This window comes from Desulfurispirillum indicum S5 (assembly GCF_000177635.2).
Lineage (GTDB): Bacteria > Chrysiogenota > Chrysiogenetes > Chrysiogenales > Chrysiogenaceae > Desulfurispirillum > Desulfurispirillum indicum.
This window is the reverse complement of sequence record NC_014836.1, coordinates 1,143,368-1,165,036: the sequence shown is the minus strand read 5'-3', so window position 1 is coordinate 1,165,036 and position 21,669 is coordinate 1,143,368. Positions and strand designations below refer to the sequence as shown.

17 protein-coding genes, 1 tRNA gene and 1 pseudogene are annotated in these 21,669 nt (G+C 54.5%); 2 read left to right on the top strand and 17 right to left on the bottom strand.

Features of this window, described 5'->3' with window-relative positions:
* Nucleotides 1-60 precede the first annotated feature (60 nt).
* From SELIN_RS05515 to SELIN_RS05490, 7 genes and pseudogenes are all read right to left on the bottom strand, one after another.
* Nucleotides 61-3,507 (bottom strand): pyruvate carboxylase, encoded by a 3,447-nt coding sequence (locus SELIN_RS05515; RefSeq protein WP_013505687.1) that lies wholly within the window; start codon nt 3,505-3,507, stop codon nt 61-63.
* Nucleotides 3,508-3,811: 304 nt separating this feature from the next.
* Complete coding sequence (locus SELIN_RS05510; RefSeq protein WP_013505686.1) at nt 3,812-4,432, bottom strand: 3'-5' exonuclease; 621 nt, start codon at nt 4,430-4,432, stop codon at nt 3,812-3,814.
* Nucleotides 4,432-6,267 carry a putative nucleotidyltransferase substrate binding domain-containing protein gene (locus tag SELIN_RS05505; RefSeq protein ID WP_013505685.1) on the bottom strand — a complete coding sequence of 612 codons (1,836 nt, stop codon included), beginning with the start codon at nt 6,265-6,267 and terminating at the stop codon, nt 4,432-4,434. The genes SELIN_RS05510 and SELIN_RS05505 overlap by 1 nt, the downstream gene beginning before the upstream one ends.
* Before the next feature lie 25 nt (nt 6,268-6,292).
* Nucleotides 6,293-7,954, bottom strand: a complete 1,662-nt coding sequence (locus SELIN_RS05500; RefSeq protein ID WP_013505684.1) for a cation acetate symporter — start codon at nt 7,952-7,954, stop codon at nt 6,293-6,295.
* Nucleotides 7,951-8,115: a DUF485 domain-containing protein gene (locus SELIN_RS15425; RefSeq protein WP_013505683.1), complete on the bottom strand. Its 165-nt coding sequence runs from the start codon at nt 8,113-8,115 to the stop codon at nt 7,951-7,953. The genes SELIN_RS05500 and SELIN_RS15425 overlap by 4 nt, the downstream gene beginning before the upstream one ends.
* A gap of 86 nt (nt 8,116-8,201) precedes the next feature.
* Nucleotides 8,202-8,255: pseudogene (locus SELIN_RS15500) on the bottom strand (hypothetical protein); the annotation flags it as partial.
* 105 nt (nt 8,256-8,360) lie between these two features.
* Nucleotides 8,361-9,257, bottom strand: a complete 897-nt coding sequence (locus SELIN_RS05490; protein WP_013505682.1) for a hypothetical protein — start codon at nt 9,255-9,257, stop codon at nt 8,361-8,363.
* A gap of 197 nt (nt 9,258-9,454) precedes the next feature.
* On the opposite strand from SELIN_RS05490, the gene SELIN_RS05485 reads away from it, so the two are divergent.
* Both SELIN_RS05485 and SELIN_RS05480 read left to right on the top strand, forming a co-directional pair.
* Nucleotides 9,455-10,681 carry an HD-GYP domain-containing protein gene (locus tag SELIN_RS05485; protein WP_013505681.1) on the top strand — a complete coding sequence of 409 codons (1,227 nt, stop codon included), beginning with the start codon at nt 9,455-9,457 and terminating at the stop codon, nt 10,679-10,681.
* Nucleotides 10,682-10,870: 189 nt separating this feature from the next.
* Nucleotides 10,871-11,311, top strand: coding sequence for a MarR family winged helix-turn-helix transcriptional regulator (locus tag SELIN_RS05480; RefSeq protein WP_013505680.1), 441 nt, complete (start codon nt 10,871-10,873; stop codon nt 11,309-11,311).
* Between the two features lie 207 nt (nt 11,312-11,518).
* On the opposite strand, the gene SELIN_RS05475 is transcribed toward SELIN_RS05480, so the two are convergent.
* The 10 genes from SELIN_RS05475 to SELIN_RS05430 form a co-directional block, all read right to left on the bottom strand.
* The gene (locus SELIN_RS05475; protein WP_013505679.1) at nt 11,519-12,889 is read right to left on the bottom strand and encodes a HAMP domain-containing sensor histidine kinase; all 1,371 of its coding nucleotides are present in this window, start codon (nt 12,887-12,889) and stop codon (nt 11,519-11,521) included.
* Nucleotides 12,886-13,593, bottom strand: a complete 708-nt coding sequence (locus SELIN_RS05470; protein WP_013505678.1) for a response regulator transcription factor — start codon at nt 13,591-13,593, stop codon at nt 12,886-12,888. The genes SELIN_RS05475 and SELIN_RS05470 overlap by 4 nt, the downstream gene beginning before the upstream one ends.
* Nucleotides 13,594-13,622: 29 nt before the next feature.
* Nucleotides 13,623-14,018 carry a hypothetical protein gene (locus SELIN_RS05465; protein WP_013505677.1) on the bottom strand — a complete coding sequence of 132 codons (396 nt, stop codon included), beginning with the start codon at nt 14,016-14,018 and terminating at the stop codon, nt 13,623-13,625.
* Complete coding sequence (locus tag SELIN_RS05460) at nt 14,015-14,479, bottom strand: hypothetical protein (RefSeq protein WP_013505676.1); 465 nt, start codon at nt 14,477-14,479, stop codon at nt 14,015-14,017. The genes SELIN_RS05465 and SELIN_RS05460 overlap by 4 nt, the downstream gene beginning before the upstream one ends.
* 157 nt (nt 14,480-14,636) lie before the next feature.
* A tRNA-Trp gene (locus SELIN_RS05455) sits at nt 14,637-14,712 on the bottom strand.
* A gap of 55 nt (nt 14,713-14,767) precedes the next feature.
* Nucleotides 14,768-15,598: a carboxylating nicotinate-nucleotide diphosphorylase gene (gene nadC / locus SELIN_RS05450; RefSeq protein ID WP_013505675.1), complete on the bottom strand. Its 831-nt coding sequence runs from the start codon at nt 15,596-15,598 to the stop codon at nt 14,768-14,770.
* On the bottom strand, nt 15,595-18,249 hold the full coding sequence (locus tag SELIN_RS05445; RefSeq protein WP_013505674.1) for a valine--tRNA ligase: 2,655 nt from the start codon (nt 18,247-18,249) through the stop codon (nt 15,595-15,597). The genes nadC and SELIN_RS05445 overlap by 4 nt, the downstream gene beginning before the upstream one ends.
* A 77-nt stretch (nt 18,250-18,326) precedes the next feature.
* Entirely contained in the window at nt 18,327-19,007 is a 681-nt protein-coding gene (locus SELIN_RS05440) for an ABC transporter ATP-binding protein (RefSeq protein WP_013505673.1), read from the bottom strand.
* Nucleotides 19,000-20,205 (bottom strand): lipoprotein-releasing ABC transporter permease subunit, encoded by a 1,206-nt coding sequence (locus SELIN_RS05435; protein WP_013505672.1) that lies wholly within the window; start codon nt 20,203-20,205, stop codon nt 19,000-19,002. Before SELIN_RS05435 ends, SELIN_RS05440 begins: the two co-directional genes overlap by 8 nt.
* Nucleotides 20,206-20,368: 163 nt before the next feature.
* Complete coding sequence (locus SELIN_RS05430) at nt 20,369-21,655, bottom strand: acetate kinase (RefSeq protein WP_013505671.1); 1,287 nt, start codon at nt 21,653-21,655, stop codon at nt 20,369-20,371.
* Between the last annotated feature and the right edge of the window lie 14 nt (nt 21,656-21,669).

Below are 21,669 nucleotides of genomic sequence, written 5' to 3'. Positions count from 1 at the left end.
AACAGCCGCCATGGCACGAGTGCCATGGCGGCTGTGTTTTTCGCAACACGAGCGGTTGGTTTATTCCACGACGACCAGCAGATCGCCAGAATCCACTTCATCTCCCTCACCAACCAGTATACGGCTGACTTTGCCGGCCTTCCCGGCAGACACCTTGGTCTCCATCTTCATGGCCTCGGTGATCACCAGCGCCTGGTCTTTCTTCACGCTGTCACCTTCCTTGACCAGTACCTTGAAGACCTTGCCGGGCATGGACGCCGCCAGGTGACCGGCATTGGCGAGATCGGCTTTTTCACGGCTAACCACATTCTTGGACGCTTCATTATCCTTGACGTACACCGTGCGCGCCACACCATTGAGTTCAAAGCGCACGGGCCGGTACCCTTTCTCGTTGGGTTCACCGATGGCGATCAGCTGCACCACGAGGGTTTTGCCCTCTTCGATCTCAATTTCCACCTGTTCGCCAATATCCAGTCCATAGAAGAAAACAGGAGTGTCAAAGACGCTGACATCGCCATACTCATCCACATGTTTGAAGTAATCTTCAAGAACGCGGTCATACAGGGCATAGCTGATGGCATCAATGTCACTGGCTTCAAAGTTGAACTTCGCACTGATGGTTCTGCGCAGACCTTCCAGATCAACGGGCTCAAGCAGTTCACCGGGCCGGCAGGTGATAGCCTCTTCCCCTTTCAGAACGACCTTCTGCAGGTCGGCGGGGAAACCGCCCATGGGCTGCCCCATCATGCCTTTGAAGTAGGAAACGGCGCTGTCCGGGAATCCCATCTTGGCTCCGCGTTCCACCAGTTGCTCTTTTGTCTCGATGTTGTTGCGGATCATGAAGAGGGCCAGGTCGCCGACAACCTTTGAGGACGGGGTCACCTTGACGATATCGCCCAGGATATCATTGACCTCGGCGTACTTGCGTTTGATATCGTCGAAGCGCTCGCCAAGTCCAAGGGATATGGCCTGGGGTCGGAGGTTGGAGTATTGGCCACCGGGGATTTCGTGCTCATAGACTTCCGCATTTCCCGCCTTCAGGCCACTTTCAAAGGGCGCGTAATAATCGCGGATAATTTCAAAGTAGTTGGATATTTTCTGGGCTTGGGCGATATCAATGCCCGGATCGCGTTCAGTGCCCTGCAGTGCGTAGAGAATGGCGTTCAGAGAGGGCTGACTGGTCAGCTCCGCCATGCTGGCCATGGCGAGGTCGACAGCATCGACGCCAGCTTCTGCCGCTTTCATCACGGTCGTGATCGCATTGGCACTGGTGTCGTGGGTGTGGAAGTGGATGGGAATATCAATGGCGTCCTTGAGCGCCTTCACCAGCTCCGTGGCAGCATAGGGCTTCAGCAGGCCAGCCATGTCCTTGATGCCCAGTACATGGGCTCCCATCTTCTCCAGTTCTTTCGCCATGGTGACATAGTACTTCAGGTCATACTTGGAGCGTTTCTTGTCGAGAATATCACCGGTGTAGCAGATGCACGCCTCGGCGACCTTGCCGACTTTTCCGACTTCCTCAATGGCAACTTTCATGCCGTCAAGCCAGTTCAGGGAGTCGAATATGCGGTAGATATCCATCCCTTCGCGGGCAGAAATGCGAATGAACTCACGAACCACATTGTCGGGATAATTGGTGTATCCCACGGCATTCGCGCCGCGCAGCAGCATCTGGAAGAGAGTGTTTGGTATTTCTGCACGCAGCTGCGCCATGCGCTCCCATGGAGATTCCTTGAGGAAACGATAGGCAACATCAAAGGTCGCCCCGCCCCACATTTCATAACTGAACATCTCGGGCATGTGTACGGAGCAGGCACGGGCGATGCGTGTCATATCACGGGTGCGCATGCGCGTGGCAAAAAGCGACTGGTGGGCATCGCGCATGGTCGTGTCGGTTAAGAGCAGGCGCTTCTGCTCCTTCATCCACTTGGCCAGGCCTTCCGGGCCACGCTGGTCGAGAATCTGCTTGGTACCATCCTGAACCGTCATTCCAGCAGTCTTTGGTACCACCGGGGGAAGAAAAGTCACTCCGGCTGGCTTGCCTTTGGGAATCCCATCGGTGCCGTTGACGACAATATTACCGATATACCTGATGGTTTTCGTGGCACGGTCACGCTTCTCACGGAACTGGAAGAGGTGGGGGCTGTCCTCGATATAGCCCGTGTCAGTTTCTCCGAGCAGAAAACGGGGATCGCGCACCACTTTTTCCAGAAAGAGCAGGTTGGTGTTCACGCCGCGAACCCGAAACTCCATGAGGGCGCGGTGCATTTTGCGGGCAGCCTTGTCAAGGGTTTTGCCCCAGGTAGTCACCTTCACCAGCAGCGAATCGTAATGGGGTGATATCACCGAGCCTTCAAAGGCACTGCCCGCATCCAGGCGTACGCCGAAGCCAACGGCACTGCGGTAGGCGGTAATTCGCCCTGTGTCTGGCAGGAAATTATTGGTGGGATCTTCTGTGGTAATGCGGCACTGAATGGCGTATCCGTGAAGGTTAATATCCATCTGACTCTTGATGCCGATTTGCGGCGCATCCATGCTGAGGCCTCTGGCAATATTAATCTGAGCCTGTACAATATCCCAGCCGGTCACCATCTCCGTGACCGTGTGTTCAACCTGAATGCGCGGGTTCATTTCAATGAAGTAGTGTTTGCCGGTCTGATCGACCAGGAATTCCACCGTACCGGCATTGATATAGCCGACTTTTTTCGCCAGAAGCACGGCGTCATCGCAGATGGCTTTCCGCTGGACATCGCTGAGTGTCAGGCAGGGGGCAACTTCGATAACTTTCTGGTGTCGACGCTGAATGGAGCAATCCCGTTCATACATGTGTACGATATTGCCGTGTTCATCACCAAGGATCTGCACCTCAATGTGTTTCGGACGCTCCAGCAGCCGCTCAAGAAAGACCGCGTCACTGCCGAACGCCTTCAGAGCTTCGCTTTTGGCGGACTCAATATTCTCCAGAAGCTGATCCTTGGAGCGCACCACCCGCATGCCGCGACCACCGCCACCGGCAGCTGCCTTGACCATGATGGGATATCCGTGTTCCTTGGCAAAAAGCAAAGCTTCCTGTTGGTTCTTAATGGGCTTAGCGGTTCCGGGAATAACGGGCAGACCCGCCTCAATGGCGATATTCTTCGCCGTAACCTTGTCACCCATCTTCTCGATGATATCGGCCCTGGGGCCGACAAATTTAATGTCATTCTCTTCGCATTTACGGGCGAACTCAGCATTTTCTGCCAGGAATCCGTAGCCAGGATGGATGGCGTCGATATTTTTGGACTTGGCCAGGGCGATAATCCCGTCGATATCCAGGTACGCCTCTATGGGCCCCTTGCCTTCACCCACCAGGTATGCCTCATCGGCCTTGTAGCGATGCAGGCTCAGCAGATCTTCTTTGGAGTAAATGGCGATGGTGGTAATGCCAAGTTCAGTACAGGCACGGAATACCCGGATGGCAATCTCCCCGCGATTGGCAACCAGAAGTCTTTTGATCGTTCGTTTCATTTTTCCCTCTTGATTTTGCGTGTTTTACTGGCACCCCGACCATCAGGGCGGAGTGCCAGTTTTCCCCATACACCAATACAATTAGAGAAAATAACAACGTTTGTCAAACGATAAATCGCAGAAAAACTACCGTGAACTCCACCATGCTGCCACGAAGTGCGCAAATTCGCCATTAAATACATCGCCACTTATCTGCCGGCATCCTGCCCCAAGAGTGACCAAAACCATGTGGAGCCCGCGCCCCAAGGCAGAGGAGGATGCAAACAGAGAGTCGGCGAAGGAAATCCGGAGGAAGAGGAGATGGTCAGAACTTCTCAAGATACTTGATGTGCTGCAGTTTCACGTACATCATGGCGGTCATGATGGCATCGCCCAGCGCATCGTGTTTGGCAAAGGGGGGAAGGTCAAGATCATGCATTATGGAATCGAACCGCAGGTCAACGTTTCCCTGGGGAATAGCGGCAATTTTCTTGTCGTAGTAAAGTCCCGATACTTCAATCTGCCGATTGGGCAGCGTAATCCCCAGCATGGGCTTCAGAACCCGATTGACCATGGCCACATCAAATTCCAGGTAGTATCCCACCAGCGGTCTGTTGCCGATAAAGTTCAGGAATTGCCTGATCCCTTCTTCAAGGGGAACGCCGTCCACCAGATCGCAGGTCAGCAGATGGTGAATCTTGATACTCTCCACGCGCATTTCCTGCTGGGGGTTGAAAAAGAGCTCCAGCTTTTCGCTGGTGAGGATCTGATTGCCGCGAATTCTCACCGCGCCGATGGAGATGATTTCATCATGGTGAACATCCAGTCCAGTGGTTTCGCAGTCAAACGAAACCGCCTCCTCACCGGTGTAGGGCTCAAAGAGAAACTCATACTCAGGGTCACGTAACCCCTTACGGTTGAAATACTGCTTTATTGTGTGGAGCATCAGCGCACCATATTGATTCTGAAGTGATGGGTGATGTACTTCTTGAAACGGTCAACGATCTTGAAAACATCGCGCAGCAGGTCGCGCTCAAAATTACTGAGGTCCTTGGGGTTGAGATAGTTGTCCACAACCTTCCCGCGCTCATACTTCTGCAGGTGAATATTCAGTCGCAGGCTCAGCAGGAAGCTCAGCGATTCGATCAGCTCCGTGGCAAATGCCGTATCCAGCACACCCTTGTCGTTGAGCTCCTTGATGCGCTCGATGGTATTGGTGTGCTGACAGTAGTGCTCCAGGGCCAGACTGCGCACGCCATGCACAATCGGAAAAATGGCGCCTTTCTTGATATCCAGCTCTTCACTGCGTCCACGTTTCTCCGTCACGAAATTGGCAAACAGCGACAGGGGTGTCTCAAAAATCAGGGCGTTTTTCGCAAAATTCGCAAAGAACAGGTTATCCTGGCGGATATAGCGATGCATGGCTTCGCGCAATCCTTCATACAGGGCGACATCACCGGCCACAAAGCTGGCGTCTATGAGAATTGCGAAATTCATGGCATTGTCGCCTGCGGGTTCGCTGACCCAGCGCCGCAACTCACTGTCAAAGGCCGCGAGACTCTTGCACCAGTAGGGGTTCACCACCATCACACCACCGGGGCATTCGGGGAAACCAAAGGATATCAAAGCATCGGTAAAGTCTTTTGTTATCTGGCGCAGTTCGGGGTGCTCAAAGCCATCGCGCAGTATCAGCGCGTTATCCTGATCAGTGCGCAGCGTCTGCTCCTTGCGTCCTTCACTGCCCAGAATGATCAGCGCGGAGTTCTCGATGAGCTCCGGTGGGGCCACCAGTTCATAGAGTTTTTTATAGATTTTCGTGTTCAGATCACCCAGGAGCTTGGTGATATGGCGCACTTTCACGCCCTGCTGCTGAAGGGATTTAATAAGATAAACCACATCACTGCTGGCCGCCTTGAGTTCGTCCACCGTCCTGGCCTGCTGAATCTGCATGTTGGTCAGGTGCGCCTTGGAAGAGATGGAGCTGAGCAGGTCAATCTGCTCCAGAACGCCGACGGTCTTCCCGTCACGCTGAACAATTATTCTCTTGATTGAGTGCTCGATCAGCAGCAGCAAAGCATTAAAGAGGAAGTCCGACTCCTCGATGGTGATCAGTTTTTTGACCACAATGGTGCCGATAGCGGTATCGTAGGAGAGATCGGGCAGAATCACTTTTTCCCGCAGATCCGTGTTGGTGACGAGGCCCTCGCCACCATCGGGAAACTGCACGATAAGCGAGTCCGATTTGTTCTGACTCATGCAGGCGACCGCATCGCGGATACTGGCGTCATGGCTGACAACCACCGGAGGATGCACCACGCAGTCCCTGACCCTGGTGGCCATGAACGACGCCATTTCCTTATTGATGTCCCGCTCCAGCAGCGCGTTCATCTTTTCCGAAAGGTTATGGAGAAAGTAGCTTTCAAATGCGGCATCACTCTTGATCAGCTGCAGAAAGATCTCTTTCTTCAGGACAAAACAAAGTGTCTCCTCGGCAGCTATATACTGATGCCGAACGCGGTTCTGCAGAAGGGACGCGGCGTCAAAACTGTCTTTCACCGCGTAAAACGAGGAATTCTCCTCCTCGTCAATCTCCTCAACCATGCCCTTGGCGATGATATAGTAGTATTCCGGTTCCTGGCCACGCTGCATGATAATGTCGCGATTGCGATAATACGCCACATCTATATTGGCGAGCACACTCCCGAAACGCTCTTCCTCAAGGGAACAGAAGGGCTCTACACTTGAAAAAAAGACCCGATGGTCGAGGGTATTCAAAGACATGCCGGAACCTCCACTGCAACCGCTTTCATATGTATTTTATTCCCTCTGACTCAATGCCGGTCTGTGACCGTACGAACTGAGCCTTGTACGCTTCTCGCTCCTTCTGCCCCTCCTCACTCTTATCGGTTATCGAGAAAAACCAGATACCGATAAAAGCAAGGGGAATGGTGAAGATGGCTGGGAAAGCGTACGGGAACAGGGCTTCGGCGAAGCCGAAGGTATCTCTCCAGACGATGGGACCAGTCAGAATCAGCAGCAATACACTGACGAGTCCGAGGCCACCGCCGATGACAGCACCCCGCGTGGTGAGCTTTGACCAGAACATGGAAAGGAACAGGACAGGGAAATTGGCGCTGGCGGCAATGGAGAAGGCCACCCCCACCATAATGGCAATATTCTGATGTTCAAAGGCGATACCCAGCAAAATGGCCAGGATGCCAATGCCCAGTGCCGCACGGCGTGAGATCTTCATCAGCTCGCTGTCGGAGACCTTTCCTTTGCGCAGGATACTTCCGTAGAGGTCATGGGAGACCGCCGAGGCACCTGCCAGGGTCAGAGCCGAAACGACGGCAAGGATAGTGGCAAAGGCAACAGCGGAAATGAAGCCCAGGAAGAAATCTCCCCCCACCGCATGGGCAAGGTGCAGCGCCACGATATTTTCGCCGCCCAGCAGACGTCCCATCGCATCAAGATAATTGGGATTGGTGGAAACCAGTATGATCGCGCCAAAGCCAATGGTGAAGGTAAGAATATAGAAATACCCGATAAAGCCCGTGGCATAGAAAACCGATTTCCGCGCCTCCTTGGCATTGGAGACCGTAAAGAAGCGCATGAGGATATGGGGCAGGCCCGCCGCACCAAAAATCAGCGCCAGCCCCAGCGAAATGGCGGATATCGGATCAGCGAGCATTTTACCGGGCACCATGATCCCCCACCTGAAGCGGTGAATTTCCACAGCGCGCATGGAAAGGAATTCATAGCTGAAACCAACCACGTAAAGAGATGCCACTGCCAGGAAGGTTGCGCCGAACAGCAGCATGATGGCCTTGATAATCTGCACCCAGGTGGTAGCCAGCATGCCACCGAAGGAAACGTAGACAATCATCAGAATGCCAATGATAATCACTGCGGCACTGTAGGGCACACCGAAGAGTATCTGAATCAGCTTCCCTCCACCCACCATCTGGGCAATCAGGTAGAACAGCACCACGGAAAGGGAACCACAGGCCGCCAGAGTACGTATGGGCTTCTGACGCAACCGGTACGATGCCACATCGGCAAAAGTGTATTTCCCGAGGTTGCGCAGTTGTTCTGCAATCAGAAAAAGGATGATGGGCCATCCCACCAGAAAACCGACGGAAAAGATAAACCCGTCATATCCGTAGAGATAGATAAGCCCCGTGATTCCCAGGAAAGACGCGGCTGACATATAGTCGCCCGCAATGGCCAGACCATTCTGCATGGCAGAAATACCGCCACCGGAAGCGTAAAAATCCTTGGCCGTGCGCGTACGCTTGGCTGACATATAGACGATCACCAGGGTAATGAACACAAAAACCAAGAAAATCACCGCCGCCTCCCAGCTCCCACCGGTGCGCGACAGCTCTACGATTGGCTGCGCAATGGCAGAAGAAACGGCAAACAAACAGACCAGCAGGGTAAACAGGCATATCAGCGCAATTTTCATAGAGACTCTCCACTGTGCTCTTTGCGTTGGGCTTCCGCCTCCATGACGGCCTTGCGCACCTCTTCATTCAAGGTGTCGTACACCGCATTGGCCCGGCGCACATAGACACCGGTGAGCACAAAGGCGACCACAATGACCCCGATAGCAATGGGAATGCCCATGGAATGACCTGGTAGCGCAGGAAAGGAACAGGATAGGCGTAGATGGCCGGGAAAAAAGCCAGACCGAGCAGAAAGAAACCGTAGACCCCCAGCATCGTGCCAGTCAACCGCCACACAAATGCATTGCGGCGTTTGACCATCTCCTGGAACCTGGGATTGTCGTATATCGCGTTAACAACCTTCGTATCCATAACGCACCACCTTCTTTATGATCATAAGCGAACTCTATGGAAAAGGGCGCACCCTCAGAAAACAGGCTGTGATCGCACCGTGGCAGCATCAGACGGCATACTTCCGAAATACACGTACGCTGACGCTGCCGGAGAGTACCATGGCAAATCAGGCAGCAGTGCGTCTACACGAAAGACTCCCCGTTGTCCGGGGCCCGTGTACTCAATTATCAGGAGCAATTGTCCTTGCTCATAACCACTTCTGTCAACAGTTAATTTCACATGGGCCATATCTTCCTCAAGCACGTGAGCAAGGGGGATCACGGCGAAATCCTCTTCTCTCACCATATGGCGGGAATTTTCCGCGAAAGTGAATTCGTCACCAGAGGAGGGCCACCAGGTACCGTCTGCCCAATACTCCACCTGGACCGGCACCTCCGCAAGAAACCGCTGATTCTGCGTATCGTACTGTGCAATGGCATTCCGCAGGCGCAGCCTTGCAGGAGCAACCAGTGGCGGCACAAAGAGCGCTGTGGCACTTACGGCATCCCGGTCGCGAACGGCAAACGCCAGCGGCACTGCCGATTCGACTCCTGCCTGCCACAACGGCAGAGTGGGCATTTCCCCCACATGGGCCGCAACATACTGCCCATGATCAAAATATCCCGCGCTATCCGTAAACGGATTGCCATTCACCAGGATGTTGCCGGCATGTCCATGGTAGTTGTCACACTCGCCATGATAGTCCGTTTTCACGCTCCCGTCCCCAAGGCGCGCCACAGCCGCGGGCATCAGAAAGTACTCCCCCTTGTCATACAGAACAGAGGGCGCGCTCAGTACGCTCCCATCGACCCCCAGCACCACGGCGGTGACCCCCAGGGAGAAAGCGTGCGCAGGCAGACACTCCTCGGCGAACCCCTGCGAGCACAGCCACAACGCAAAGACCGCCCCCCAAAGCCCCTTCACGAACATGATATCCTCCGCTCTTTGCATACTCAGACACTCGTTTTCCCCAGCCGATCACCACAAGACTAACACAGACTTCAACGGAACTCACCCCCGAACACCTTCTGAGATGCCATCTTGAAGGCGATGGCTTCTCAGATAATTCTTTTCTCGCACAGGGGTATTTGCTACCATACGCACAAATTACCTGAGGAGCATGCACGATGAGGATAATCCCTGCTGACAAACTTGAAGTTGGCATGGTCATGGGAGAGCAGATAGAAGTTGCCGGGCAGATCATGCTGGCCCGTGGCGCTGTCCTGACACAACCTTATATAGATAAGCTCCGGCATATGGGTCTGAGCAACGTCACCATAGACGACAGCCTCAGCCAGGATATTGAGATGGAGTCCACCATCGACCAGGAGACCCACCGCAAGGGAACAAAAGTGGTGCGCCAGGCCTTTCAGGACACCCAGGAGGTTCTTGAATCCATCCGCGAGGAAGTTCAGGGGGAGGCAGAAGCCGCGCTGGACAACAGCAAGTTCACCAGTTTCATCAAGAACTCTCCAGCCTTCAACGCCGTCATTGACTATACCCGCGAGCTGCTGGAGAAGATTATCAATTCATCGGGAGGCATCGCCCTCAACAGCATCAAGCAACATGATGCCCAGACCTTTCAGCACTCCATAGACGTCACCGCCATGGCCCTTACCCTCGGGCGCGAACTGAAACTGCCCGATCGCCACCTGGAAGATCTGGCCTTTGGTACCATCCTTCACGACATCGGCAAGATCATGATACCCCGCAAAATACTGGATAGTCCTCTCAGCAGCCTGTCAAGGCAGGAGATTGCCCTTCTGAAAACCCACTCACTGCTGGGAAGGCGCATGCTGCTGAATAATTCTCGCATATCCCAGCGCATACGCTCGGTCACCGTCGTCACCCAGCACCATGAATATCACGATGGCAGTGGATTTCCCTATGGCCTGAAGGGAAGTCAGGAGCCCTGGAGTGTCAATGACACCAAGCACCTCAGCGGCATCTCACACCTTGCGGAAATAACCAATATCGTCAACACTTTTGACAATCTCACCAGCGACAGTCAGCACCGGCCTGCTCTGAGTTATATTGATGCCGCCTATATCATGACCAACCGTTTCTACAACCGTTTTCACCCAGCGTACCTGGACGCTTTCCTGCGCATCCTCAATATATTTCCCCCAGGAGCCAATATCCAGATACCCCATGGGGAGTACCAGGGCTACCTGGGAACAGTGGTAAAAAGCAACTCCGAGGATCGCTTCAGTCCGGTAATTCGCCTCTTTTTTGACGCAAACCGGGAAAAACTGGCAGAACCCATTAACATAGACCTCTCAACCAATGATAGTATTCAGCTGAAAAGGCGCTCAGTGGAAGAACTGAAAAGCATGGAAATTCATCTCCTCTGATTCATGGGCTTCTTCTGGGACATAATGACAGCATTCCCCTTAAAACCTTTCCTTGTGTCACAGACCAACACTATCGTATCAAGGATGATATCAGGTAAATCATTGTCTTTTTTTTACTGCTCATAAAGTTACCGATGCGAATATTACCAGTACGCATTATATTAAATTATCAAAACAAGGAGGCATGATATGGCCAAAAAGGACACCATAGATAAGCTGATCAAGAAAATTAACGCATTCGAGAAAGCCTACAAGAGCGCTATCGACAGTCGCACCAAGAAGCTTGGCATCACCCCTTCGCAGTTCAAGGTGCTCAAAGCACTCAGTGAACAGGGCGAAATGAAACACAAGGATCTCACTGACATCACCCTGATAACCAAGGGCACCCTGACCGGCGTGGTCAACCGCCTCGAAGGAGCCGGTCTCGTGGTCAGAAAACGTGACAAAAAAGACTCACGAGCCCAAATTGTCTCCCTGACAGAAAAAGGTGTCGCTCGCTACGAGAAGCTGAACCAGGACTACAAGAAAATCGTCAGTGGTATTTTCAGCAGTGAAACCGAAGATCGACTCAAGACACACATCAATAACCTGAACGCCCTGCAGGCCATTGTAGAGGCGAACTCCCTCTAACCCGGAAGTTTCTTGAAGAAAAGGCAGACAGTTCACAGACTGTCTGCCTTTTTATTTGCGTTGTTCACGATACCATTGCGGATCACTTTGCTGCGCTGTATCCTGGACGCAAAGACCTACCCCACCGACCAAACCTGGACGTACGCCTGGAACATGAACACTTAAGCGTCCAGAGCAGAGATTCCCTTTTTGTCAGGGGCAGCCGTTTCAATTTCCCTGAGCTTCGGTTGCATGCCACGGCGAACGTCCTGTCAAAGGCAGCTTCACCAGAAACTCCATTCCACCAGCATTTCGCCTGGCCTCAATCACCCCGCCATGGGCCTCCACAATGCGACGACACAAGGCCAGCCCAAGCCCGGTGCCTGGTATGGTAACAGGGTGTTCTTTGTGGCTACGGAAAAAAGGTCGAAAGAGGTGGGGCAGGTCCGCCTCAGGTACAGGGTTACCCGTGCTGCAGACGCTCAGGAAAAAATAACCTTCCTGAACTTCCGCGTGTAACCTGATCGGCGTACCACTGGCACGATATTTCACTGCGTTGTCCAGCAAGTTCTGACAGACACGATGCATCATTTCCGGATCAATGCTTGCTGCAGGCAGAAATTGTGGCTGCAGAAAATGCAGAGAATCGTGGGGATGGTGGCGCTGAAAGCGCTGAACAACGTCAGCCAGAAAACCACTCAGATCAGTGAAATGCCTTCGCAGGGGAAAGCTGTCAATGGTAACAGGAGCTTCACCCCGGCGGGTATGGCCAAGCACGCTGCTCACCAGATGATCCAGCTCGCGAATATCCGCTTCCATTTCCTTCAATCGCGCCATGGTCTGCGGCACATTTCCTGGGACTTCTTCGCAGAGTTCCAAGGCAACACGCAGGCGCGCCAGAGGTGTTCTGATTTCATGGGAAATATTGGCAAACAGCTCGCGCTCACGCTGAATGCGCTCTTCAAGTTGACTCGCCATATCATCCAGGGCCCGAGCCAGTTCACCTACTTCGTCGTTACGTACGATGCCGCTGCGCGACCGCAAATTCCCCATAGCCAACTGACGGGCATTTTGCGTCAACTGTTCCAGCGGGCGAGTGAGCGCTCTGGCCAGGGGAAAAGATACCACCGCAATGGTGATGAAAACCGTGGCCAGGGTCAGTAGAAAGCGGCTGCCATGAGCTGGCGTGTTACTGGATAACAACAGGTAGGCAGGTGGTGTGGTCTCCAGTGCTATGGCATGTACCCACTGCTTCTGGCGAAGAGGATGCCAACGGCCGATTTTTTCTCTCTCCTTCTCCCCAAGGGGTCGGGGGATGATATCCCCGGCTAGCGCGATGGGCTGCCCATCCAGACGATAAATCGCACTGTTAATGCCTTCCTGCGCCAGCAGATCCAGTGTAGGCTGCAGTACCTCCAGATCCGGGGCGTGACGTGAGAGCTCCAGCGTAAGAAATCGGGAGAGCTGTTCAGCGCGGCCTGCATATCGGGATTCCACCGGCACGAAGATAGCCAGCAGGGTGCCCGCAGCAGCAACGACAATAAGCAGCAACAATCCATTGAGATAGATGCGCCAGAAAAGACGACGGGAAATATTCATTGCCTGCCCCCTGCTACGAACTGGTAGCCTGCACCGCGTACGGTTCGAATCATCTTCACAGGACGTGAGTTATCACCCAGCTTCTGGCGCAATCGCGAAATATGCACATCGACGGATCGGTCAAAGGCATCATCAGAACTTCCACGGGCAAGCTCCATAAGACGTTCACGGGACAGCACCTGGCCCGCATTACTGGCCAGGGCGTACAGAAGGGCAAACTCATAACTGGTCAGATCAAGCCTCGAACTGTCCAGGGTTGCCTGCAAAGCCTCAGGCTCAAGGCACAGACTCCCAACCTGCAACACGGCATGACGCGGACCCACCTGCCCCCGCATCCGGCGAGTAAAAGCACGGATGCGGGCCAGCAGTTCACGAGGCGAATAGGGTTTCGCGATATAGTCATCGGCTCCCACCTCCAGGCCAAGAACTTTGTCCGCTTCTTCGCCCCGCGCTGTGGTAATGAGTATGGGAATATCGGAATGACCGCGAAGTTGCTGGCAGACCGATATCCCATCACGCCCAGGCAGGCCGAGATCAAGAAGGATGACATCATAACGGTGGCGCAATGCCTCCCGCAGACCGCGTTCTCCGTCAGTCTCCACCCTCACCACCAACCCATGACTCTGCAGGTACTCGCTGATCAGTTGAGCCAAACGTCGATCGTCTTCTATAATCAGGATATGGATAAGCGGTTGATTTTCCACAGGCGCCTTTCCGATACACTCCAACAGGGCTACAGTTCGACCAATTTCATATGCTCTGCGGCGTACTCGGTGATGTCAATAGAGAAATGCAGGAAATAGTCGGGAAAGTCCACCAGTGGTATCCAGTAAGCATCCAGGATCATGCCAAATTCCTTCAAGTATCCGACCCGCCGTTGCGCACTCTGTTCACGCAGGGCAAGATTTGCCAGGCACCCCTTGTGACTCTCTTTCGTTCCCTGGTCCGAACAGCGGGCACCCGGCACACACCCAAGCGCTTCTGCCAGGGCATTACGCTCCATAATTATTCTCGTGCGGTGCACCAGCATGACAGGAAAGGGGAAGTTCCCCCAATAGGTGCGAAAATACTGTTTCATTTCCTGACTTAACTCTGGCGCCTGGTCTCCCTTGGTTCTGCCTTCACTCATACTCCCCTCCGAGCGTGTTTCTTTTCCAGATGTTCAACTACCTTTTGCCGCTGCTCTGAAGTCAGCAACGCATTGATTTCCAGAACGCGATCCAGGGTCCGATGACCAAATTCCGCCAGGTCACGTGAGCGCTCGCTCAGTTGAGCGTGGAGCAGCTCCTGATCCGGGGAATCGGTGAAGATACGCATAACGCGATCTGCGGAACCTTGTTGACGCACTTCGATCCCGTCTTCAATAATCGCATGCGCGATGGCGCGAATCGCCACCTGCTGTTCCTCGCTGGCGTCTATCATCCGCAGCATTCTCTCCATACGCTTGTCGAGATGTCGCACCAGTTTCTCCTGATTCTGACCGGAAAGCATGGCTGCGTGACCACCCTTATGGTAGTGAGTACAGGCATTCACAAAAAGAACAAGAAACACAAAGGCAAGAAACACCAATAATAACGTGTACCATTTCATGGCAATACTCCTTTCAACGGGACAATGCCCGGGAATACGGAGTACTCTGCCATACAAAGTTTGCGCACGTTTTTCGCCAGTGTGAAGAAATGTGAAGCGCTGAAGGGAAAATACAGAAACACCCCTGACCCGGAAGCCAGGGGTGATGAGAAACGAATGGCAGGACACGAGGGACTCGAACCCCCAGCCCCCGGTTTTGGAGACCGGTGCTCTACCAATTGAGCTAGTGTCCTGTAGTGGGCAACAGTGGGAGTTTATAAAGGAAATCCCGTCGCCGGTCAAGGGTTTTTACTTCATCACCTTCAGGGAGATGTCCATGGAGCGCGATGAATGGGTGATATATCCGGTTGAGATGATATCGGGTTTGAGTTTGCAGTAACTCTCCAGGTTGGTGAGGTTGACACCACCGGAGATCTCGGTCAGTACCTGTTTGTCAATATACTCAATGGCACGGCCATACTCGTCCAGGGTCATGTTGTCCAGCAGGATGATATCGGCGCCGGCATCCAGGGCTTCCTTCACCTCATCCATGGTGCGGGCTTCCACTTCCACGCGAATCGTGTGGGGAATGACTGCACGCACCTTTTCAACGGCGGCGGTAATGCTGCCACAGAAATCGATATGGTTATCCTTGATCATCACGCCGTCAAAGAGACCCATGCGGTGGTTGGCGCCGCCGCCATCGCGCACTGCTTTTTTTTCGAAAACTCGATAGCCGGGCATGGTCTTACGGGTATCGCAGATTTTCACGCCATAGGGCTCAGCGATGTCCACAAACTTACGGGTCAGCGTGGCAATGCCCGAGAAGTGCTGAATAAAATTGAGCAGGGTACGTTCCACGGTGAGGATCTTGCGGATACAGCCCCGCACCTCAAAGAGCTTGTCGCCCTTTCTAGCCATGGTCCCGCTGCGCATATAGGGAATATAGACGGTTTTCCCATCAAGACGCAGCAGGAGTTTGTTGATCATAAACTGTCCGCTGAAGATGAGATCTTCCTTGGCAACGGCATAGGCCAGGCCTTCAGTGTCAGTGGGGAAAATGGCTTCGGAAGTGAGATCGCCGGTGCCGATATCTTCGGTGAGTGCCAGGTCCAGCAGGGTATCAACAAAGTGGTTCACAGGTGCTCCTTCATTTGGGCCATATTGGTCTGCAGTTTTTCCAGAATGGCCTTGAGTTCTTCGTGGCGGTGGCGATCCTTGAGAATGACCTCTTCAGCGGCTTTTTTCAGAAAGCCCTCATTGGAAAGCTTTTTGTCATATACGCTGAAATCCTTGTATACTTTATCATACTCTTTCTGCAGTCGCTGCAGTTCCGCCTCAAAGTCCACAATATCAGCCAGAGGCAGCAGGATTTCGCCATAACTGGTAACGGCACTGACCATTCCCTTGCGCCCGCGAAGCTCCTGAACATCCTGGGCTCTGTGCAGGGTCTGCACCCGGGCCAGGGCCATAAAGTAATCGCTGTACTGACTGGCGGCTGCCTGCAGCTGCTGGTCATCGGTTATGAGATAGGCCTCAAGGAGCTGGGCCGGCGAGATGTTCATTTCACCACGCACACTGCGCACGGAATCAATGGAGGCCATGACCTTCTCCATCACAGCGATGGGTTCGGCATGGGCGGAAAGATCGAGTTCCACGGGGAAGTGGTCGATGACCACCGATTCGCCATGGCCAGGCAGCTGCTGATAGATCTCCTCGGTGACAAAGGGCATAAAGGGGTGCAGCAGCTTCATGGAGGTGAGCAGGCAGTGGCACAGCACCGCCGAAGCGCCGGCCTTCTCCTCATCACTGCCTTTATAGAGGCGGTGTTTGGCAAGCTCAATATACCAGTCGCACAGCTCCTGCCAGATAAAGCGGTAGATGGCTGCGGATGCCTCATTGAACTGATAGCCATCCAGGCCGCGCCGCACTTCGGCGATGGTGGCATTCAGGCGCCCCAGAATCCAGGCGTCGCTGATGGCGAGATTTTCCGGCAACTGACTGGAGGGGTGTTCCGGCATGGTATGCAGGGTGAAGCGCAGGGCGTTCCACATTTTGTTCACAAAGGTGGTGTAGCCTTCAATGCGGTCGATATCCAGCTTGATATCCCGCCCCTGTCCGGCCTGGGAAATCAGGGTGAAGCGCAGGGCGTCAGCGCCGTACTGGTCGATGATGCCCAGGGGATCAATGACGTTGCCCACGGACTTGGACATCTTGCGGCCATACTTGTCCCGCACCAGGGCGTGGATATACACTTCCTGGAAGGGCTTCTGATCGGTAAAGGTGTAGCCGGCCATGATCATGCGGGCCACCCAGAAGAAGATGATATCAAAGGCCGTCACCAGCACCGAGGTGGGGTAGAACTTCTCCAGGGTTGCGGTGCTGCCGGGCCAGCCCATGGTGGCAAAAGGCCACAGCTGGGAGCTGAACCAGGTGTCCAGCACATCGTCATCCTGGCGGATGTGGGCCGAGGAGCACTTTTCACAGCGCTGTACTTCCATTTCCACCGTCACGGTGATATGTCCGCACTCCTCACAGTACCAGGCGGGAATACGATGGCCCCACCACAGCTGACGTGAGATGCACCAGTCGCGGATATTGTCCATCCAGTGGAAGTAGGTCTTTTCCCAGTTTTCGGGGACAAAGCGCACTTCTTTGGTACGCACGGCGTCGCTGGCCTTCTGGGCCATAACTTCCACGTTCACGTACCACTGATCGCTCAGGTACGGCTCCACAATGGCACCGGAACGCTCTGCCTTGCCCACCGAGTGCAGGTGTTTGTCCACCTTCACCAGCAGTCCGGCGCTCTCCAGGTCTTCCAGAATAGCCTTGCGGGCCGCGAAGCGTTCCATGCGGCGATACTTGACCGGGGCGTTGTCATTGATGTCGGCGCTGTCGGTGAATATATTGATCATCTGCAGGCCGTGGCGCTTGCCGATTTCAAAGTCGTTGAAGTCATGGGCGGGGGTAACCTTCATGGCCCCGCTGCCAAACTCCCGGTCCACGTAATCGTCGCCGATAACGGGAATGGTGCGATCGCACAGGGGCAGCACAACCCGTTTGCCAACCAGGTGGCGGTAGCGATCATCTTCGGGGTGCACGATCACCGCCGTATCGCCCAGCAGGGTTTCAGGGCGGGTGGTGGCGATGACAAAGGATTCGTCGCTGCCCTCGACGGGATAGCGGATATAGTACATGGCGCCTTCCACGTCCTCGTGGATGACTTCCAGGTCGCTGAGGGAGGTCTGCTGCACCGGGCACCAGTTCACCAGGCGTTTGCCGCGATAGATAATGCCTTCGTGGTAGAGGCGCACAAAGGCTTCCATCACACCACGGTTGCACTGCTCATCCATGGTGAAGCGCTCGCGCTCCCAGTCACAGGAGCAGCCCAGACGCTTGAGCTGCTCCACAATCATGCTGCCGGAGTGCTCTTTCCACTCCCACACCTTTTCCAGGAACGCTTCACGGCCCAGCTGCACCCGGTCAATACCCTTTTCGGCCAGCTGCTTCTCCACCACAATCTGGGTGGCAATGGAAGCATGGTCGGTGCCGGGCAGCCACAGGGCCTCGTAACCATCCATACGCTTGTAACGGATAAGAACATCCTGCAGGGTCATGCACAGGGCGTGGCCGATGTGCAGATATCCCGTGACATTGGGTGGAGGAATGACAATGGAATAGGCGGGTTTTTGGCTATGTTCATCGGCATGGAAGTAGTTCTTGTCAAGCCATGCCTGGTACCATTTGCGTTCGCTTTGCTGAGAGTCGTAGTACTTTGCCAGTGAAGACATGGTTTCCCCTTGTAAATGAAGTCGCAGCAGTATAGATGATGGCTTGGCTGTTGACAAGAAGGGAACTTGAACTCCTGTCAGAGGGCTCCGATCACCAGGTTGCGCTCGCACTGACTCGCCAGCTGCAGACTGTGAGTGACGATGACAATGGTGGTGCCCTCTTCACGCCTGATGGTCTGGAGGATATCCAGAATATGGGCCGAATTCTCCTCGTCAAGATTCCCCGTCGGCTCATCCATCAGCAGCACACTGGGCCGGTTGGCCAGGGCACGGGCAATGGCCACCCGCTGCTGCTCGCCACCGGAGAGTTCTGAAGAGTAATGATTCCAGCGATGCCCGAGGCCCACCTGTTCAAGAAGCTGACGCCCCCGCTGACTGTCCCGCTGTCCGGCAATGGTCATGGGCATCAGCACATTTTCCAGGGCGTTGAAATCACTGAGCAGATGGTGAAACTGAAAGACGAAACCAATATGCTCCGCCCGGTAACGGGCCAGAAAATTCTCACTGGCACCCTTCAGGGATTCGCCGCGGAAAAACACCTCGCCTTCATCGGGGCGATCCAGCCCCCCCAGCAGGTGCAGCAGCGTCGATTTACCGGTGCCGCTCTTCCCCGTGATGGCCACCAGTTCACCGGGCAGAATGTCGATATCCAGACCGCCAAGTACCCTGACGGAGTGCTGGCCGGCCATATGGTAGAGGCGCGCCAGCTGGCGGCCCTGCAGAATTGGCTGTTGATTCGGGGTCATGGGGTCAGTCATTGCGCAGTGCCTCCACAGGGCTGAGCTTGCCCGCCTGGCGAGCCGGGTAGAGGGTGGAGAGGATACTGATCAGTATCGACAACGCGATAATCGTGAGGATGATAACAGGCTCCAGCTGCACCGGCACCGTGTCCAGCATATAGACATCAGGGGGGAGCTTGACAAACTGATAGCGCTTGAGCAGCAGGCTCAGGACAATGCCACTGATGGTTCCCAGGATGGTTCCGGCAATCCCCAGCAGAATTCCCTGCAGGAAAAAGATACGCGAAATACTGCGTCTGGTGGCCCCCATGGACATCAGAATGCCAATCTCGCGGGTCTTCTCCATGACCATCATCACCAACGTACTGATGATATTGAAAGAAGCCACAATAATAATCACGCACAGGATCAGAAACATGCTGACCCGCTCCAGTTTCAGGGCACTGAAGAGGTTGGCGTTCATGGTGGTCCAGTCACGGGTGAAGTACATGGGACCGATTTCCTCGCGGATAGCCGCCATGGCATCTTCGGTATTGAAGATATTCCTGATGCGCACTTCAATGGTATTAACGGAGAGATCGCGGTGTCCCGCAATATCGCTGACCGTCTCAATGGAAGCGAAGGCCAGGGAGGTATCATATTCATACATGCCCGTCTGCAGGATACCGGCCACCCGCATCTGCTTGCGTTTGGGCACACTGCCAAAAGGCCCGATGCGCCCCGAAGGCGCCAGAAAAGTCACCACGCTGCCCACATCCAGATGGTATTTGCTGGCCAGCTGACGTCCTATAATGATGGAATCCGGCTGATGCAGGTTCTGCAGTGAACCTTCAACTATATAGGATGCGATATGGGCGTGGGACTCGGGATCAATACCCCGGGCCACCACCCCACTGACATTGCGCTGCCCCATGAGCATCAGGCTGGCGTGCAGCACCCCCGATGCCGATTCGACCCCGTCAATGGCACGGATACGCCGCTCCAGGTCTGGATACTCCGTCATCACGCCGTCATAGCTGCTGACCACAATATGTGAGGTGGCACCCAGTATCTTTGAACGCAGCTCTGTCTCAAAGCCCTTCATAACGCCGAGAACAATAATCAGGGCAGCCACGCCGATGGCGATTCCCAGCACACTGATCAGGCCGATGAAGGATATGAATTTCTCCCGTTTTTTGCCCCGCAGATTTCGCCAGGCGATGGTGAGTTCGTACATGGAATTCCCTTGTGGTCGATTTACTGGCAACCTGTCGCCGCACCCTGACGCGGATGTTTTTCAGCAGCCGTCAAAGCGTACCGCCCTGGGCGAGCAGCCTTTTTGTACCCCAAAAAAAAGCCCCCCGCAACAGCTGTTGCGGGGGGCCGGGAAAAGAGCCTGCTCAGGCCTGATAGTCAGGACGGGCAAACGTATAGGCGTAGGAAAGGTGATCGCTGTAGGTGCCGCTGGTAACGCCGACAACATCCTCAACAAAGACCAGTTCTTCGTTGGTGGGGATCACATAGACCTTAATGGGGGAGTCGGGAGTGGAAATCATGGTCTCACCGGACTTACTGAAGGTCTTGAGGTTCTTCTCGCGATCCAGCTTTACCCCCATGAATTCCAGGTTTTCCAGGGCCTTTTCGCGAATCAGCCCCGCGTTTTCGCCAACACCGGCGGTAAACACGATGGCGTCGGTACGGCCAAGGGCAGCGGCATAGGCGCCAATGTACTTGCGGATGCGGTAGGCCTCCATGTCCAGAGCCAGGATACAGCGCTCATCGGCGCCCTTGGAGGGATCACTGGGGTTGGCCTGGGCGTTTTCGATGACATCGCGGCGGTCGGTGAAGCGACCGGTGATACCCAGAATTCCGCTTTGCTTGTTGAGCAGGGAGTCGGCTTCGTTGACCGACATCCCCATGCGGTTGATCAGGTACATGGGCAGTGCCGGATCAACGTCACCGCTGCGGGTTCCCATCATCAGACCTTCCAGAGGCGTCAGGCCCATACTGGTGTCCACGCTGATACCGTTCTTGATGGCGCAGCTGGAAACCCCATTGCCCACATGCATGGTGATAATGTTGCACTGGGTAGCCGGCTTGCCCAGCAGCGCGGCAGCGCGCTTGCTGACGTACAGATGGCTGGTGCCGTGGAAACCATAGCGACGGATGCCGTGATCTTCGTAAAGGTGATAGGGGATGGCATACATAAACGAGCTGCGCGGCATGGTCTGATGGAAGGCCGTGTCGAAGATGGCCACCTGAGGCACTCCGGGCATCAGACGCTCGGCGGCGCGGATACCGGCAAGGTTTGGCGGATTGTGCAGAGGCGCCAGATCCTGGACATCTTCAATGCCACGGATCACGGCATCGTCAATGAGAACAGAGCAGACGAACTTCTCGCCACCGTGAACCACGCGGTGGCCCACAGCGGAGATACTCTTCAGGTCGGCGATAACCCCGACTTCACTGGAGGTGAGGGTTTTGACAATCAGGTTGATGGCGCTTTCGTGGTCGCTGCACTCGTATTCATCTTTATAGGTATCGCGACCGGGGACTTCATGAATGATAAAAGAGTCGCCAATGCCGATGCGTTCTACCATACCTTTGGCGATAACCTTGCGGTCGCTCCAGTTATAAAGCTGGTATTTGACCGAAGAGCTGCCGCAGTTCAGTGCAAGAATATCCATGAATCTCTTCTCCT